Genomic DNA, 19,200 nt, shown 5'->3' with positions numbered 1-19,200 from the left:
GGGTGTTACAAACTCTCGTGGTGTGACGGGCGGTGTGTACAAGGCCCGGGAACGTATTCACCGCGGCATGCTGATCCGCGATTACTAGCGATTCCGGCTTCATGCAGGCGAGTTGCAGCCTGCAATCCGAACTGAGAATGGCTTTATGGGATTGGCTCGGCCTCGCGGCTTCGCTGCCCTTTGTACCATCCATTGTAGCACGTGTGTAGCCCAGGTCATAAGGGGCATGATGATTTGACGTCATCCCCACCTTCCTCCGGTTTGTCACCGGCAGTCACCTTAGAGTGCCCAACTGAATGCTGGCAACTAAGATCAAGGGTTGCGCTCGTTGCGGGACTTAACCCAACATCTCACGACACGAGCTGACGACAACCATGCACCACCTGTCACTCTGTCCCCCGAAGGGGAACGCCCTATCTCTAGGGAAGTCAGAGGATGTCAAGACCTGGTAAGGTTCTTCGCGTTGCTTCGAATTAAACCACATGCTCCACCGCTTGTGCGGGCCCCCGTCAATTCCTTTGAGTTTCAGCCTTGCGGCCGTACTCCCCAGGCGGAGTGCTTAATGCGTTTGCTGCAGCACTAAAGGGCGGAAACCCTCTAACACTTAGCACTCATCGTTTACGGCGTGGACTACCAGGGTATCTAATCCTGTTCGCTCCCCACGCTTTCGCGCCTCAGCGTCAGTTACAGACCAGAGAGTCGCCTTCGCCACTGGTGTTCCTCCACATCTCTACGCATTTCACCGCTACACGTGGAATTCCACTCTCCTCTTCTGCACTCAAGTCCCCCAGTTTCCAATGACCCTCCACGGTTGAGCCGTGGGCTTTCACATCAGACTTAAAGGACCGCCTGCGCGCGCTTTACGCCCAATAATTCCGGACAACGCTTGCCACCTACGTATTACCGCGGCTGCTGGCACGTAGTTAGCCGTGGCTTTCTGGTCAGGTACCGTCAAGGTGCCAGCAGTTACTCTGGCACTTGTTCTTCCCTGACAACAGAGCTTTACGACCCGAAGGCCTTCTTCGCTCACGCGGCGTTGCTCCGTCAGACTTTCGTCCATTGCGGAAGATTCCCTACTGCTGCCTCCCGTAGGAGTCTGGGCCGTGTCTCAGTCCCAGTGTGGCCGATCACCCTCTCAGGTCGGCTACGCATCGTCGCCTTGGTGGGCCATTACCCCACCAACTAGCTAATGCGCCGCGGGCCCATCTGTAAGTGACAGCCGAAACCGTCTTTCCATCCTCCCCCATGCGGGGGAAGAACCTATCCGGTATTAGCTCCGGTTTCCCGAAGTTATCCCAGTCTTACAGGCAGGTTGCCCACGTGTTACTCACCCGTCCGCCGCTGACTTCCGGGAGCAAGCTCCCTTCTGTCCGCTCGACTTGCATGTATTAGGCACGCCGCCAGCGTTCGTCCTGAGCCAGGATCAAACTCTCCGATAGAATTTGTGACGCACATGGATGTGCTAACATCGGCGTTGTCACAGGACGTGACGATCTTAGCCGATGATCCTTAACTCTTGTACTTTTAAAGTGTGTACTCACTATTATTTAGACGTCTTATTTCTTATAGAAGAAACAAGAATCTGGCGCTTGTTTTGTTCAGTTTTCAAAGAGCAATCTCATCTGCCATTTCTCTCAGAAGCGACTTTATTAATATAACATGTTGTTTATTAGTTGTCAACTTCTACGAAAAATCTTTTTTATTTTTTTCTTGAGAACATTTAGTGTGAGTTCTTTTGTTTCTGTCACTTAAAAAAGCGACTCAGTTATCATACAACGGATTTGAGATGACGTCAACCATCTTTCAACACTTTTTTAATTAGCTACCCAAATCCCGAATAGTCATCTGGTTATGTTAAAGGGTCTGTTGTTGAAAAGTTTCATCTATAGTAAATTGTATATCGCAATGTTATCCTTTTAAAATACAAGTTTCTTCATTAAAAGCATAAGGAAAATACGAAAAAAAGCAGGAGGCTGTGAAAATCCTCCTGCTTTTCGTCTGTTTTGAAAACGGAAATCAGATTTCCATGTCCCACAGTTCCTGCTCTGTTTTCTTAAGCTGTTTTTCTGTCTCAGCTGGATAGACGGTGCGGAACTTATGCTGTTCAGCCGGAATGATTTCGATCATCTTCTGAATCATGTCTTCTGGGTCAAACTGTTTCTTTAATCTTTCTTCTTGCTTGATCATCGGTTCTTTCCGTGTGAAGTTCTTTTCTTCATCGTACCATTTCCACTTTTCTTCGGCACTTCGATCGTTGAACCCTGTATCGAACGCTCCTGGATTAATGGTTGCCACCTTCACTCCAAACTCCTCAAGCTCCTTTTTCAAGGTTTGGGCTATTCCCTCGATCGCATGCTTTGTTGCCGTGTAAGGACCCACATAGGGTGTCGCCGCAATCCCTGCCATGGAACTCATAAAAACAATCTTGCCGCTCCCCTTTTTAACGAGTTTGTTTGCTGCAATTTGAACCGTTTCTAACGTGGCAAAAACATTTACCTCAAACAGTGCACGAAACCGGTCCATCGGCACCTCCGCGAGCGGTCCTCCTTCATTGATGGCAGCATTCGCCACAAACACATCAAAATCATAGTTTTCCATCTGTTCTAGATCCCGCGGGTTAGTGATATCCATTTTGAATACCTCCATGTCGAGCCCCTGGTCACGCGCCTCCCGCATAAGATCCGTCTGTTGGGATGTTATTTCCGTAGTTGCGATCACTCGGTAGCCTTTCTTTGCAAGACCGATTGCCGCTCCTTTTCCAAGCCCGCTTCCTGCACCGGTAATGAAAATCGTTTTGTACATATCGCATACCTCCTATGATCATGTGTCTACCCCATGTTCTTCCCATCAGCGATAAATATAAACCAAGGCTTAAATGCGTAATAGCATAACTACAACACCCATATAAAAAAGAGACTCCCCAAGTTTGCATTGATACAAACTGGAGAACCTCTTTTATAAAATCCCTTTAATTTTCAACGGACATACTTGATCCCATCAAACAAAAGGTAATCAGTATATACACCGGTAATTCCATCTTTTTTAAATGTAGCCGCTAATTTTTCATCATTAATCGTATGAACAAAGCTGCTTAATCCCTCAGTGTTTAACTTCTTCGCAAAATCCGCACCATAAAATTTGTATCTCGTATCAGGATATGTCACTGCATCGATCCCATTCTTTTTGGAAAAATTAATGATATTAGTTTCAGATAAATTGCGTGACTCCTGGTACAAGGTATAAATAACATGGTCAAAACGATGGTATTTGTTGATGTAACCGAGCATCGGCTGATTATATATTTGCGGTACAATCCGTGATAACAAGGCAGGATTCACCGCTTTTGTCTTCTTAACCAGATAGGAAAATGCTTTTTCTGTACTTGCCCTGTCCCCCAGCTTTGTATCCGTCACGATCATGATATCAGGATACTTCTGCATGGCAGCAAGGATGTCCTCAAAAGAGGTTGATTTATATTTCCCGTGGATCTTGAGCGACATTACTTCCGAATACGGAATCGGACCGGCGACCGCTGGATGCTTTTGCCCAAGGAAAGCATAATGGTTTGCGTTCCAGTCATGCCTTGCTACAAGCCGATTATCTGAAGTCATGATCAAGTCAACCTCAAACACACGAACTCCTCGGCCATAATTGTAATGCAATGCATCGATCGTATTGAGGACACGATAGCCGCCAATACCCCCAAAGCCATGGGCAATGACCGATGTGTTCCCAAGCGAGGTTTTAGTCCACTTGGACGTAGTTTCCATATGTATCCACTTCGGTCCTATACCTGTGGAAATCAGCAGCCAATCGTGATAAACACCTATCGCCTTTACAGATTGGACCCCAAAAAAGCTGACAATAGGAGCTGATTTGGATGGCGAGTTGTATGCTGCAGTACGGCTGACCAGCCTGACTGTCTCATTGAGTTTTTTCATATCCGACGGCATGGTTACGGATTGATTCTTGTTGACGGCAGCATTGGATTTATCAGTGGTTCCTTTATGAATCCACTTGGGGCCGACGCTGGTTGAAATCAAGAACCATTCCTGATACTCTCCAACTGCTTTAACGGTCTGGGGAGAGAAATACGTTACCGGCCGTGAAGATTTGACTGGTGCATTATAAGCAGCCGTGCGGCTACGCAGTTTAACCTTCATGTTCACTGTTTTTGTTCCATCGGGCTTTGTAACTGTAGGCCTAGGTGCAACAAAGACCCATTTTGGACCGATAGAGGTCTTGATTTGGTACCAGGACCCTTTTTGCTTCAATACAGTCACCGTCTGGGGGGAAAGCCTTCCTGCCGATTTACTTCTGGTTGTGGCACTATCATATAAAGTTGTAGTCTTTAAGAGTCTTAAATTAGTTGCTGCATGGCCTTTCTCAGGTGCAAGAAGAAGGCATGAGACGAAGACACTGGCCATCGCTAATTTACCCAGCGCCCTCAGACGTGGAGTTAATTTTATCATTTAAATAATCCCCCTACTAGTATTCCAGCCCTAGTATAATATTCTGATATAGTAATGGTAAACAGAGTTTCACCAAGTCTATTATTTACCAGCACTACTTAAGTGGGAATTGAAGGAGGATTTATCTTAATGGCAAAGGCTTCGGCAATTACTTGTTTTTCACCTCCATTAATTTTCCACTAAAATAAAAAGAGAAGTGAAAAACCACACTTCTCCTGAAAGTCTATTCTTTTTTATATCTGCTCAAATAAAATAAAAGCCTTGTTAGCATTTATCATTATATTTTCGTAAAAATAATGCCAAGAAGCGCCGAGAAAATCCCAACAAGCTGATATGGTTTTAATTTTTCCTTAAAGACCCAGCATCCTGCCAAAATCACCACCAGGCAATTCAAACTGACGATCGGAAAGATAATGCTAGCAGCCCCTTCCTGCAGGGCGTAGAAATAGCAGCTGTACCCAATGACACTCACCAATCCGACCAGTGACCCGACATTTAGTTCGGACCGTTTCCAGTTTTCCTTTTCCCTGAAGCTCGCTAGCCCCAAATACAAGCTTCCGCCTCCATACATACAAATCAGGGTATTAAGTGAACTGATCTCCAAATACGAAGTAGTCTTCATTAAAATTCCCAGAACGCCGAATGATAGAATGGCTAAAAGCACCCGGAAGATCCATGGGCCATATTCTATGCGTCGGTTTGTTCCCGGTGAATATTGAATCATAAGGGCGGAGCCTAGAATCACCGTAATTCCAACCCACTGAAGAAGGGTGATATTTTCATGAAATATCATGGCTGCCCCAAGGATTGGAAAAATGGCATTCGCTCCTACCAGTGGCGACGTGAGACTGGCAGGACCTTTTTCAAATGCCTTGGACATTTGAATATTGCCATTGGCATTTAAAATCCCAATCAGTCCGCCAAGAATCATAGCCAGGTAGTTAAATCGTAAAGCCCCGACCGAAATTCCGTAACCAAGCGTAAGCATAAAAGCTGTTACATAAAAGTAAAACTGAATATGTACTTTTGAAAGGCCATGCCCCGTACTCCATTTAAAAATCGTATTATTCATTCCAAAGCTTAAGGTTGTGACCAATGCTGCGGCGATCCACATGCTGCAATCCTTCTCTCCCTATTAATTCATCTCTCATTTTAAAACTTTATCAGAATATTCACAATGCGTTTTTTCATTGTTTTGGCAAGAGGTTTCAAAAATCGAATCAGCTCTACATCAATTCATTTTTACTTAATTATCCTCAATTTCCATTAGAAAAAAGAAGATATTATTTCGCCTACCCCCAGAATTTGAACAAGAGCGCCTAAGTTTTTGTTGGTAGTCATTTTTATGTCGAAATCGGGACTTTCAGCTACGCAGATTATTTATGTATAGATTACTCTATAAAAATCCAGTTACATACTTTTCGACGACATTACACGTGTGGGGAGGAAGCTATTTTGAATCGTGTTTTTAGGTGGATTGTCAGAGCCTTATTTGCACCTGTCACTGGCAATGCCGGAGCAGTGGCAAGTACAGTTGGGTTTTTTCTGGCCTTTTTGCCTTTAGATAGTGTAAGAATTCCATTATTGTTTGTTTTTTCACTTATATTTCGTCTTAATATTATCGCCTTATTCCTGGGAACGTGGATTACTATTTTTATTCCTAAAATTCGTAATCTGCCTTATCTGGACATAGGGTCATTTGAAGAGTACGGCCTGTTATCATCCATTATAACGAATCTGCAATCTTCACAGACCGTTGCTTCAGGGGTGTTCGGAGGCTTGATTGGCCTGATCTGTTATTTTTTCTTCCACTGGTTTTACAATCTAGGGCTGAAAAAGTCGCAGGCAAACCAGGAACATGTATTCCTTGATCCTGCGAAAAGACGCTGGGCCATTATCAAACGAATGGGTGCAGGGTTTGTTGCCTTAATCGTTTTAGTAGCGGCTTTCTTTATTCAAAGTCTGAATACGAATCCAGAATTTCCTGAGCTTCAAATGAATAAAAGCAACACAACAAGCGGGATTGAGCCGATACATGATAGTTTCACTGAAAAGGAGCTTGCTTCACAGCTTCAAAAGGCGGATACGCCCCATGTTGTTCCAAGAACTATGGGTTTATTGAATAAAGAACAAATAACGACTAAACAAGAAGTGTATGGTTTTTACGTTAATTGGGACGAAAACAGCAAAAGTTCATTCAAAAAGAATGTAGATTCCATTACAACATTAGTTCCGGAATGGCTGCAGCTTACTCCAGGTCTAAGCCTAAAATCCAGCAAGGACACCTCCATCGTCAGAGAGGCAAAAGCTCATGATGTGAAGATTCTTCCATTGGTCACTAATTTTATTAATAATAAATGGGATGGCGACCTGCTGCACCAGTTGTTTACTGTTCCCGGCGCAGAGGATCATTTTATTCAAGATATGCTGGCTCATGTGAGGGAAAATGACTTTGATGGCATTAACATTGACTTTGAAGAAATCAATCCAAAGGACAAAGATAATTTCACTGATTTTATGGCTAAGGTATATAAGGCGTTTCACCAGCATGGCCTCATGGTCACCGTGGACGTTCCGCCGAACAATGATAGTTTTGACTATCCTTCTTTAGCGGCCAGCACTGACCGAATGATTGTCATGCTTTATGACCAGCACCACGCCTTGAGCACACCTGGACCTGTAGCTTCAGCTGGTTGGGTAAAAGAGAACTTAGCCCAACTTAACATCCCTGCGGAAAAATTGATTGTTAGCTTGGGAAGCTATGGCTATGACTGGGAAGAAAACTCGACCAAACCCGCAGCTGCGATGACATTTCCTGATATCATGGCTTTAGGAAACACTTCCAGCCTCAAGGTCCATTGGAATGAACAAACGGGGAACCCTTATATACGATATAAACGAAACGAAACAAACCATGTTGTGTGGTTTTTAGATGCTGCTACATTCTATAACCAAATGAGGCTGGCGATAGATAGCGAATCGACCGGAATAGCAGTCTGGCGTCTCGGTTCTGAGGATCCTTCTATCTGGAGTTACATCAATAAACCGAAGGAAATGCAGAATCCATCCGATGTCCTTAAAACGCTTGGCAGCCCTGAGGCTGTGCATTATAGAGGGGACGGAGAGATTTTAAAGATCTTATCTCGATCAGAAAAAGGGAAAAGAACTGTCCAACTGGGTGCACATGGAATGATACAGACCGAAACCTATGTACAGCTGCCCAAGCCTCTTGAGGTTGCCCGGTATGGCAAATCCAAGACGAAGGAAGTTGTGCTTTCCTTTGATGATGGCCCGGATCCAACATTCACCCCTCAAATATTGGATATTTTGAAAAAGAATGATACCAAAGGTACCTTCTTTATAGTCGGACAGAATGCTTTACTGAATCCAGAAATCATTAAAAGGATGCATAAGGAAGGCCACGAAATTGGGAACCATACGTTTACGCATCCTGATGTGACTTCCATTACACCATTACAAATGAAAATGGAGCTAAATGCCAATCAGCGGTTATTTCAGGAAATGACAGGACATTCGATGACCCTTTTCCGTCCTACGTATGCAGCCGATCCGGAGCTTGGTACACGGCGTGAACAGCTTCCCGTTTTACAAGCCGAGGATATGGGGTATACCATGGTCGGCGAATTAATCGATTCTGACGATTGGCAGAAACCTTCCAGCAAAGAAATTGTGAATAGGGTATTGGCCCAGCTTCCTGAAGGTAATGTGATTTTATTTCACGATGCCGGCGGTGACCGGTCCAATACTGTAAAAGCACTGCCTATTGTTATTAAAGAACTGAAAAAACGCGGTTACACATTTACGACCGTTGCCGACCTAATCGAAAAAAATGGTAAACAGATTATGCCGCCGGCAGAAAAGGACAGCCCTTATTTTGTGTATGACAAGGCTGTATTCAAGCTTTTGAAAGGCTGGCATTTTGGGTTAAGCTTCCTGTTCTACTCAGCTATCGCTTTGGGCATCCTGCGGCTGATTCTTTTTGTTTTCCTTTCTAGAAGACAGGTAAAACAGTATAAAGAAACCGAAATCGACCCTGATTATACACCTATTGTAAGTGTGGTGATCGCTGCTTATAACGAAGAAAAAGTTATCTGCAAGACCGTTGATTCTATTTTATCGAGCGACTACTCAAACTTCGAGATACTGATTGTCGATGATGGATCAAAGGATGGTACTGCTGAGGCGGTTCAAGAAACTTATGCTAACCACCCTCTCGTACGATTGATAAAAAAACCCAATGGGGGAAAATCTTCCGCTGTTAATCTTGGTTTTAAAGAAGCCAAGGGGGAAATCATTGTCGCTCTTGACGCGGATACACTAATCGCTGAGAATGCCATTTCATTGCTTGTAAGCCATTTTAAAAATGAAGAAGTTGCTGCTGTTTCCGGAAATGTAAAGGTCGGCAATAAAGGGAACCTCCTTACAAACTGGCAGCATATCGAATACGTGACAGGCTTTAACCTGGAGAGAAGGGCCTTTGCAGCCCTCAATTGCATTACGGTTGTACCAGGCGCAATCGGAGCCTGGAGAAAGACGGCTGTAGTTGAAGCCGGATACTATAAAGAAGATACATTGGCAGAGGATACGGATATCACCCTTACGCTGTTACGGAACGGGAAAAAGATCGAATTCGAAGAAAAGGCTTATGCCTTTACGGAAGTGCCGGAGGATATTAAAAGTCTGGCAAAACAGCGTTACCGATGGGTTTATGGGACATTGCAATGCTTATGGAAGCATCGCGAAGCTTTATTCAATAGAAAGCATCACTCCTTAGGGTATATCGCCCTGCCAAACATGTGGCTTTTCCAATATATTTATCAAACCATATCGCCTATTGCGGATATATTGTTTGTTATTGCCCTGTTTACGGCAAGTCCTGGAAAAGCAGCCATTGGATTTATTCTTTTCTACTTGCTCGATTTCTTTACTTCCCTATATGCGTTCCGATTGGAGAGAGAAAGTCCCAGACCACTTGTTTCATTGTTTTTGCAGCGAATCCTGTACAAACAGCTTATGACTTATGTGGTGATAAAATCGATTATCTCGGCGGTAAAAGGAGTAACAGTTGGCTGGGGTAAACTAAAACGAAAAGGGAACGTTACTCAGGAAAACTCAATTATGGATATCAAGGAATCTGCATGACTTGTACAGGTCTTCCCTTTTTAGGAAGGCCTTTTAGATAGTACCTAAATTCGTTATAGAAAAAGGGTCACCTGCATTTGGTGGCCCTTTTGATATCTCTACATTTTCTTTCCGTTATTTTCTTCTTTATCCGGTTTGTTGGCGGCTTTTTCTTTGGCGGCTTGCGAAACTTGCTGTCCTCGGTTTGCTGCGGCTGGGGTTGTACTTTTATCAGCATTTCCTTTCGGGGCAGCTGCAGCCTTCTTTGCAGCAAGGGTTGGTTTTGTATTGGTCGTTTTCGCGCTGGTCGGCTTCGATGCAGTTGTCGTTACTGGAGCTTTTGTGCTGGCCGAAGGCGCCGGTTTTGAAGTAGGCGCTGCAGCTGTGCTGGTTTTATTGGTGCCGGTCGGCTTTGATGAAGCCGTCGTCGTTGGTGCCTTTGTGCTAGTAGCAGGCATCAATTTTGAAGCAGGCGCTGAGGCTGTATTTGTTGGGCGGGTACCCGTCGCGCTGGAGACAGTCACTGTGGTTCGTGCTTTTGTGCCGCTTGCAGCCAAAGTTGTTTTTGAAGACGTTTTGTTGATCTTCTCACTTGTACGGATTATTGTATTATTATTTTTGCTGAACGTTTCCGTATTTCGTTTAACAGCTGGAGCAGCTACATTAGCCTTGCTTGTCTTTTCCAGACTCTTATCCTCAGAAAGCACGTTCGCACCGGCTTTCATTTTATTTATGTACGTTCGTTCTGCTACCGGTTTTTCCGCTTGTTTGTTTACAGCCGTTTTCTCTTGGTCCCCAGACCTGATTAAAGTATTTTCTTCTATTATTTTTTTGGGAATTGGATCCACTAACAGGGCGCTGCTGATAGAAAACGTAACTGCTCCCGCTACTACCATGGCAAGGGCTCCCTTGGTTGCTTTTTTCATATAGTTCCCCTCATATTTTTTGATATGGTCGTACTCACACAATACGAACGAAACAAAATGTATTATGGGGGTATGTATAAAACAAATTTTCAGGTGCCCTTTGATTATTCATACTTCTCCATGGTTATAGATATTGCCGGTCTTCTAGTAGTTAGATATTTTTATGGAATAATGTCTGTTGTCTTTCTTCCTGACAACACAATTTGCATAGTGGGTGATTCGTTTACTGCTCCGCTTCCCATTTGGCTACTTCTTCACGAACGATCGGGGCCACTTCTTTCCCCAATAGCTCAATTGCTCTCATGACATCCGCATGCGGCATGCTGCCAACCGGTACATGCAGCATAAACCGTGTGACGCCAACATTCTTTCGAAGGTGAATGATCTTTTGAGCCACGGTTTCTGGATTACCGACATATAGTGCACCTTCAAAGCTCCGTGCAGCATCGAATGCCGCCCGGTCATAATGGCCCCAGCCTCGTTCTCTTCCCAGCACATTCATGACCTGTTGAGTAGGAGGGAAAAACTTCTCTGCAGCAGTTTCGTCGTCCTCGGCAATGAAGCCGTGTGAATGGGACGCAACCGGCAATTTGGATAGATCATGGCCAGCTTGGGCCGCCGCTCGTTGATATAACTTAACAAGTGAAGCGAATTGGACTGGACGTCCTCCTATGATGGCCAAGACCAATGGAAGTCCGAGCAGTCCTGCGCGGACGACCGACTGGCTGTTGCCGCCGCTTCCGATCCATATTGGCAGCGGATCCTGCACTGGACGCGGATACACTCCGCGATTGTTAATGGCCGGCCGGTGTTTACCTGACCAGGTCACGTATTCGGACTTTTGCAATTGCAGCAGCAATTCCAGCTTCTCTTCAAAAAGCTCATCATAGTCCTGTAAATCGTAGCCAAACAGCGGAAACGACTCAATGAATGAACCGCGGCCAGCCATGATTTCAGCGCGCCCATTCGAAATGCCATCAAGCGTGGCGAAATCCTGGAATACGCGGACTGGATCCGCAGAGGAAAGTACGGTCACCGCACTAGTCAGCCGGATACGTTTCGTCTGGGCCGCTGCAGCAGCCAGCACAACAGCTGGAGAGGATGCGGCAAAATCCTCGCGATGATGCTCCCCAACCCCGAATACATCCAATCCGACTTGGTCTGCAAGCACAATTTCCTCGACGACTTCACGCAATCGCTGGGCATGGCTCACTACCTCCCCTGTTCTCACATCCGGCGTTGTTTCTACAAATGTACTGATTCCTATCTCCATTTAATCATTCCTCCTGGATTTCGTATGATGTCGACATGAAATTTCCAAGTATTACTTCATATATATACCAATTTATTTTACTATACCTCATATTCGAGATTTATTCATTACGATATTTTCAGCTAAAACCAATGGCTTACTCCAATCCAAGACATGATTAACTCTCACCGTGTGAAAATCTCTCAATTTGAAACCGAATTTATTCAAAAAACAAGAAGAAGCATAAGACTTATCTTATGCTTCTTGAAAGAAAGATATTGGTTATGAGCATTTGCATCCAAATCAGCTCCACCATTATTTACTAGATTTAACACTGACACTTATTTTATTTTTGCTAGTACACGCATTAGGATGACTATTCATTCTCCCAAACCCTCACCACTGGCTATATTGTTTATATGGGAGCACCCTAAATGGTCCCGAATCAGTAGCAGAAGTAATTACTCTATATTAAATTCAATGCTTAAATGATTGGTCAACCGTAGCAATGTATCAAGTTCATAGTTTTGTCCCATTAAAATATGTTTGATATCTTCTTCATCCACGGATTCAATGCTCGATGCTACTTCTGGAATCGTCAGTCCCTGTTCTTTCATCTTATCGAGAACAACCTTAGATATAAGCACCTTTTGTTCAGCGACTTTGTGATATTCCCCTGATAGCCCAAGAAAATCCGCTTGTTGTTTTTTCATGGCATCCACTTCCTTCCTGTTTCATCATACCAGAATTTAGGAGGTCATTTTCAAAGGACTTTGCAACAAATTTTTTGCATGTTGTCGATTTTTTTATGCTATCTTTACTTACTTGAAAAGGCCTAGTCTAGCATTTTCTCAATGGCATTTAGATGAAAAAAAGGCAGACTGGAATACTTCCGACTGCCTTTTAACCAAAATCTTAATTACTAAAACTCAACCATAACTCCAAGGCAGCCTCCAGTTCATGATTTAAACGTTCCTTCCTTCGGTACAGCTTATTTAGTTCTTCATAATCCATTTGCTCGCCAGCCATCTCCGCATCTATTTCCTTTATTTCATGTTCTAGGCCTTCGATTCTTGCGAGAGCTTTCTCCTTTTCCGCTTCCCTATTGACCCCTTCCTGTCTATTTCTTTGTTTCTTACCTTGTTGACGATTACTCACCGGCGGTATCGTCTCCTGGACGCTTGCCTCTTTTTTAACATTTTTATAATAATCGTAATTTCCGGGATAGCTCTTCAAGGAATGGTCCTCAAGCGCGATGACTCTTTCACCGATTTTATTTATAAAATATCGGTCATGAGATATGAAGAAAATCGTTCCTTTAAAGTCCTCGAGAGCTTCCTCGAGCGTTTCGATGGAATCGATATCAAGATGGTTGGTCGGCTCGTCAAGTATCAATAAATTAATATCCTGGTATAACAGCATGGCAAGCTTCAGCCGGATTCTCTCTCCTCCTGACAAATTCCCTGCCTTTTTAAAGACACTCTTTTTGTAAAACATGAACTTCGACAGATATTCACGAGCTTTTCCTTCCGGCAGGGAAATACCTTCCCTAAATGCCTCCAACACCGTCTGCTCCTCATTTTCAAACGTAATGTTCTGGGGTAAATAGGCAGCCAACACATTAGCCCCGAGTTCCACTGCACCACTGTCCGGATGCTCCTCTCCTAAAAGCATCTTCAGGAAGGTGGTTTTGCCGCTCCCATTGGGACCGATCAGCCCCACTCTTTCTCCATAGAGAATCATGGCATCGGCATTCTGTAAAATAACTTTATCTTCATAGCTTTTGGAAACGCCGACCGCCTTGATGGTCTCATTGCCGGATCGCTGAGCGGCTTTGAAATCCAGCCTCATATTCCGCTTCTCAAAAACGGGGTTGTCGATCCGCTCCATTTTGTCGAGCTTTTTTTGGATGCTGGCGGCTCTTCTGAAGAATTTGTTATTATCGGCCCTCATCGCCCAATCCCTCAGACTCATGACGGTCTTTTCCATGTTATTGATCTTCTTTTGCTGCTCACGGAAATGCTCATATTGAATCCGCATATTTTCTTCTTTTTGGCTGACATAGGATGAATAGTTTCCCTTGTAGCTGATTGATTCCATATCCTCTACTTCCACGATTTTCGTTACGACATTATCAAGAAAATATCGATCATGGGAGACGATGATGACGATTCCCTTATAGTTCTTAAGATAGCCCTCAAGCCATTCTATGGAATCCATATCCAAATGGTTGGTAGGTTCATCGAGCAGCAGGATGTCTGGATTATGAATGAGGAGCTTCGCTAGACCGACCGTGGTTTTTTCGCCGCCGCTCAATAAATCAAAATCCCTTCTCAAAAAGGCTTCATTAAACTTCAGTCCTGTGCAGACCCGGCCCAGCTTTTCTTCCCGGTCGTACCCGCCCTTCACTTCATATAATTGAACCAAATCGCTGTATTTCTGCAGCGCTTTTTCCAGTGCCGCATCTTCCCGTGTTTTCATGTTTTCCTCTAGCTCACGCATCTGACTCTCAATGCCGTCAATCTCCTCAAAGGCAAGGCTCAGCACATCAATGACCTGTAAGCCCTTTGGATAGTCTGGCATTTGCTCAAGATAGGCAGCCGTCGCTCCTCGCGGCATATGAATCAGACCTTCATCATACCCTGGGCTTGACGTTTGCGGGTAACCCGGATAGTAATGCATCGGTTCTATCCCCGCAATCAACTTGAGGATCGTGCTTTTTCCGCTTCCATTTGCACCCACGATTCCGACCTTATCCCCTTCGAACACTTCAAAGTTAATATTTTTAAGAACCAGCGTTGCATCCATATATTTTTTTAGAGCATGTACCCTTAACTCGAACATAAAACTCCCCTCTTTCATCATAGTGGAAAGTTATGCATTTATGGACTGGCTACAGAAGGCTATTACGATCACAAAAGCAAAAGTGCGTGTGAGGAAGGACGCCGGACCAAACTGCCAGGCAGCTGGTCAGCTATAACTGAAACTGAATGATAAAAACTCAACGTCATGCGTCCATCATAGTTATTACGGATTACCCCAGTAGACGTATAGGCGTATGATAAACTCCTCTTAAACTCAAATACTTTTGCTGATCTAAAATCAAAAAGACCGCAAGAAGATAGTCGCTTCTTACGGTCTGTATGCGCATGAATATAATTTATAGCAAGCAAGCCCAGGCAAAAACGTTCACGTTTAACAACCGATCCCCTTATGCCAATGCCTAGTCGGAATATTTCACATGAAACATCCGAATAAATTATAATCTCGATTCAGTAAGTAAGTTACCTTCTAAATTGCCGTTATTCCATAAAGAGCATAACAAATAAACCTATTAAAACTAGGCACTAACACTCATTACGAAAACCCATATTAATTTTTTAAAAAATTAATATTAGCAATTAGTTGGCATCATAAACTTACTTCCCTCCTCCAAAATTTCCTTAATTATCTCATCTTTGCATAATTTTGTAAATAACATAAATATGGTTCATCAACACAAAGAGTGGTTTAAAGCATAATACATAAAAAAGCATTCCCACAATCAGTCAGTACAGCCGTTTTGGCAGGTGGAGTTCGAGCATGATTTCGATAATTCGAGCATAAAAGCTGTGAGGTCGAGCATAAATCCAGTAATTTCGAGCATAAAGACCCAGAGTTCGAGCATAACACCATATATTTCGGCTCCCACACCAGCATTCAGTCTATGAAATTATGTTTTTGGCTCAAGAGCCTAATTTAGTTTCTGAATTCAATGAAAAAGTGTCCTTCTTTAAACTTTTTTAGCAGAGATTCACCAAAAATCAAACGGTGCCAAAAAGAAGGCCAGTTCGATGATAAAAGAACAGTATAGAAATATGGAACACGTCGAACGAAGAATTGAGATTGAAACAGCCTTAACAGGATAAACAAGCTGTGTGGTGATGAAACAAATACTGAAAAAGAGTGCTTCGTATGAACAGCCTTTTTACGACCCAGTTTTCGATTCTTTACTTCACTGCCCTTATGAAGGACCTTTTCACAGCCTATCTCTGCTAATGGTCCTGCATCAACCTTATGAAGGATCTTTTCCGTGCTCTATCCCTGCTAAGGAGACACATCACACTTATGAAGGACCCTTTCCCTTCTCTATTAATGCTTTCTCATCTGCATCACCTTAATGAAGATCTCTTTGCCTGCTTATTTCTGCTTTCTTATCTTCATAGACTTATGGAGATCCCTTTCCCGAATCTGTTCTGTTTTCTGGACTTCATCAGCCATATCAAAATCCCTTCGCTAGCTCTATTTCGGCATTCGTTTCGTCCAGATTCCCAAATCAATTCAAAATACTACAAAGTCATCTTCCAGCTCGATAATGCCAGCCAATTTTCGCTTTCCTTGTAATCCGGCATGATTTTTCCTACAAGCCGCCAAAAAGATCGGTCATGATTCAGGTGAACCATATGGCACATTTCGTGAACGACCACATAATCAATAACGTTCTTAGGAGCCATGGCCAGCTTCCAATTAAAGGTTAACTGCAGCTTGGAATCACAGGTTCCCCAGTTTGTTTTACTGTCAGTAATCCGGATGGCACGAGGTTTTGTTTTAAAGTTGCTTTGATAGGACTGGATACTCTTTTCTACCAGTGCCTTACACTGTTGATAGTAAAATCGTTTCAACGCCTGTTTTATTCTTTCATCGTCTAACTCTTTGACATATATATGCAGCGCCTCTTGTTCGAACACTGCATATTCTTGTGCTAGATTCATATCATGAAACAATTGTATCGGATATGTGTTTCCTAAATATAGAAAGCTTTGCCCGTGCTCATAGACCTTCTGCTGCGGTCCAAGCATTCTGTCTTTCATTTCCTTTGAATGCTGCTGGATCCAATCCCATTTTTCCTCTAATAACTTAAGCACATATTCCTTAGGCGTGCCTTTGGGTACCCTGACTTCAACATTTCCATAAACATCGATATACACTCCTGCGGACTTCCGCTTTTTGTATATAACATCAAAAGAAATGGTTTCCCCTGCGTATGTGTGTATCATCTAATCACCCGGAGTATGCCCTTATCCCCTGTATTTTATCGTTAGACCCTTTAAAAAATTCCTCGCAAACTTATCTCCGCATTCTTTATAATTCTTATGGTCTGCTTTTCTTAATAATGCGCTTAATTCCCCTTTTGATATCCTCACTCCTGCTTTTTCGAAGATATCAAGCATATCCTCCCTGGTTAAAGCCAGCGCTATTTTGACCTTCTTAAGCAGAAGATTATTGATGCTTTCATTGCTGGAGACTGCTGGTGCGACAGCTTGTCCTGTTTTCGGCTCCTGTTTCCCTCTTTTGAAAGTAATGAAGCCATGTAAAAATGACTCCAGCTTCTTATTATTCACTTTGATTTGGTCTTCATTTTCCGGATCATCGTCATTGGATTTTATGAGCATATGCCTCACTTCTTCTTTCGTCACTTCAATACCGCCCAGCTTAAAAATTTCAGCCATATCCACATCTTTTATATCCATTGCATATCTTAATCGAATTAATATATCATTATTTTCCATTAATTAACCTCCTGCAGCCTGAACTGCATACATTGTTTTGGTCCTGATGATTTTAGCTATTGATTCCATGATAGGATAAACGCTCTGCAGTGTAATTACCAGCCTTCATATCCTCTATCGCTTCATATCCTCCTCCCATTTTATTCATTCTGGACTTGAATATCAAACACATGAAGGTTTCCCAGACCTTCTTGTTTTCATCCTCATTCGTTTTTGTCCATCTTCTAAAGTGGTGCTGGGGGAATTAAAGCAAACATGGGTTTCGCAAAACGGTGCTATAGCTTTTAACTATAACTGACTATCGAAATTAACAGTTACTTTATAGCATTGTTGCCATGCTATGATACAAAAAACTGCAAAGCAAGGGAGAGCAATCTATGACTACCAAAGCAGAAAGACCTCAACAACGCAAAATTAATGCTGCTGAAGTAATGGCAGCGAGTAAGTTCAATAAGTTTCATTTATTGGTTTTTTTATGGTGTCTGTATGCGATTGCATTCGATGGTTTTGATATTGCCATGTACGGAGTAGGACTGCCGTTGATGATGGAGGATTTCGGTTTATCAATTGTGGAGGCCGGGGCTGTCGGCAGTTATACACTGATAGGAATGATGGTGGGCGCTTTTGTATTTGGCCCGCTGGCCGATATCGTTGGCCGCAAAAAAGTTTTGGCTATTTGCATGTTATTATTCAGCGTGTTTTCGCTGTTTGCCGGCCTGGCACCAACCATAACTATTTTCACGATCATGCGCTTCATAGCTGCCCTGGGGATGGGCGGGCTTATGCCAAACGTTATTTCTCTTATGACGGAATATTCCCCTAAAAAAAACAGGGCTCTTATAGTTGCGAGCATGTATTGCGGCTATTCAGTTGGAGGAATTCTTGCTTCACTTATCGGGATGTACATTATGGAGGAATTAGGTTGGAGATTTTTATACTGGCTAGGAATCATCCCGCTTTTCACATTGCCGATATTCCTGAAAAAATTTCCTGAATCTCTATCTTATTATATTCTTCGTAAACAGGGAGACCAACTGGCAAAAATTTTGAATCTAGTGAATCCAAAAGGAAATTACAAAGAAACAGATGACTTTGAATATGCAAGTGCGAAAGAAAGTGCGAAAGGCTTTCAAGGCAAAAAGTTGTTTTCAAATAACCGCGCCGTCAGTACATTCGCATTCTGGATCATGGTATTTAGCTGTCTGCTGATGATATATGGATTAAATACTTGGCTGCCAAAAATCATGCAGCAGTCCGGCTATGGATTGACCTCCAGCCTCTCGTTCAGTCTTGTCTTAGGGATCGGGCAAATCGTCGGCTCTTTGCTGGGCGGTTATTTAGTTGATCGAATCGGCCATCGGAAAGTACTTATCTCTTTGTATTTGCTTGGTGCCATATGCTTTGTTGCACTCAGCATGACGTCCAATTCATTGCTGCTGTATGTGCTCATTGCCATTGGCGGTGCCTGCACAGGAGGAACGCAAAACCTTGCAAATCCCTATATTTCTGAGTTTTATCCGAAGGAGATGCGTTCGACTGGAGTTGGCGTAGCCGTCGGGGTAGGCAGGATTGGTGCAATCATAGCCCCGCTTGTCATAGGGCTTCTTCTTTCAACCAGCCTGGAACCGCAAAGTGCGTTTATGACCTTCGCCATTCCAAGCATTCTTGGCTGTATCGCACTTTTATGTGTCCAAGAAAGACATGGAAGTTTTGATAGACTGAATATATATAATAATGGAGAAATAGCATTGACAAGTATGACCGATAAAAAAGCCTTCTAGACTAGTATCATATCTGTGTCGGTGACACGGATCCCGGGTCGGCCCTGATGAATTGTGTTATAAATTGTTTGAGGGTCT

The 19,200-nt window shown here is 43.3% G+C and carries 11 protein-coding genes and 1 rRNA gene (1 of these 12 running past the window's edge); 2 read left to right on the top strand and 10 right to left on the bottom strand.

Translation table 11 applies throughout. The annotated features are described in order from the left end of the window. The 4 genes from V1500_RS02825 to V1500_RS02810 all read right to left on the bottom strand — a co-directional run. A 16S ribosomal RNA gene (locus V1500_RS02825) occupies positions 1–1,439 on the bottom strand; it reaches 111 nt to the left of the window's first position. 577 nt (positions 1,440–2,016) lie between these two features. Then, positions 2,017–2,802, bottom strand: a complete 786-nt coding sequence (locus V1500_RS02820) for an SDR family oxidoreductase (RefSeq protein ID WP_409304122.1) — start codon at positions 2,800–2,802, stop codon at positions 2,017–2,019. 173 nt (positions 2,803–2,975) lie between these two features. Further along, on the bottom strand, positions 2,976–4,472 hold the full coding sequence (locus tag V1500_RS02815) for a glycerophosphodiester phosphodiesterase family protein (protein ID WP_409304121.1): 1,497 nt from the start codon (positions 4,470–4,472) through the stop codon (positions 2,976–2,978). A 277-nt stretch (positions 4,473–4,749) separates the two neighbouring features. Then, positions 4,750–5,586 carry an EamA family transporter gene (locus V1500_RS02810; RefSeq protein ID WP_409304120.1) on the bottom strand — a complete coding sequence of 279 codons (837 nt, stop codon included), beginning with the start codon at positions 5,584–5,586 and terminating at the stop codon, positions 4,750–4,752. A gap of 677 nt (positions 5,587–6,263) precedes the next feature. Between V1500_RS02810 and V1500_RS02805 the strand changes: the two genes are divergently transcribed. Then, positions 6,264–9,635, top strand: a complete 3,372-nt coding sequence (locus V1500_RS02805) for a glycosyltransferase (protein WP_409305900.1) — start codon at positions 6,264–6,266, stop codon at positions 9,633–9,635. Between the two features lie 98 nt (positions 9,636–9,733). Here V1500_RS02805 and V1500_RS02800 read toward each other — a convergent pair whose 3' ends face one another. From V1500_RS02800 to V1500_RS02775, 6 genes are all read right to left on the bottom strand, one after another. Continuing rightward, complete coding sequence (locus V1500_RS02800) at positions 9,734–10,540, bottom strand: hypothetical protein (protein WP_409304119.1); 807 nt, start codon at positions 10,538–10,540, stop codon at positions 9,734–9,736. 223 nt (positions 10,541–10,763) lie between these two features. Then, positions 10,764–11,813, bottom strand: a complete 1,050-nt coding sequence (locus V1500_RS02795; protein WP_409304118.1) for an LLM class flavin-dependent oxidoreductase — start codon at positions 11,811–11,813, stop codon at positions 10,764–10,766. A gap of 440 nt (positions 11,814–12,253) precedes the next feature. Next, positions 12,254–12,505, bottom strand: a complete 252-nt coding sequence (locus V1500_RS02790; protein WP_409304117.1) for a hypothetical protein — start codon at positions 12,503–12,505, stop codon at positions 12,254–12,256. A 202-nt stretch (positions 12,506–12,707) separates the two neighbouring features. Beyond that, positions 12,708–14,636 (bottom strand): ribosomal protection-like ABC-F family protein, encoded by a 1,929-nt coding sequence (gene abc-f, locus V1500_RS02785; protein ID WP_409304116.1) that lies wholly within the window; start codon positions 14,634–14,636, stop codon positions 12,708–12,710. Between the two features lie 1,484 nt (positions 14,637–16,120). Further along, positions 16,121–16,828, bottom strand: a complete 708-nt coding sequence (locus V1500_RS02780) for a M48 family metallopeptidase (RefSeq protein ID WP_409304115.1) — start codon at positions 16,826–16,828, stop codon at positions 16,121–16,123. 21 nt (positions 16,829–16,849) lie between these two features. Next, the gene (locus tag V1500_RS02775; protein WP_409304114.1) at positions 16,850–17,341 is read right to left on the bottom strand and encodes a DUF1456 family protein; all 492 of its coding nucleotides are present in this window, start codon (positions 17,339–17,341) and stop codon (positions 16,850–16,852) included. Positions 17,342–17,718: 377 nt separating this feature from the next. Between V1500_RS02775 and V1500_RS02770 the strand changes: the two genes are divergently transcribed. Further along, on the top strand, positions 17,719–19,122 hold the full coding sequence (locus V1500_RS02770) for an MFS transporter (RefSeq protein WP_409304113.1): 1,404 nt from the start codon (positions 17,719–17,721) through the stop codon (positions 19,120–19,122). Positions 19,123–19,200 lie beyond the last annotated feature (78 nt).

The organism is Peribacillus sedimenti (assembly GCF_046237635.1).
Classification (GTDB): domain Bacteria; phylum Bacillota; class Bacilli; order Bacillales; family DSM-1321; genus Peribacillus; species Peribacillus sedimenti.
This window is presented reverse-complemented; position numbering and strand designations above follow the sequence as displayed.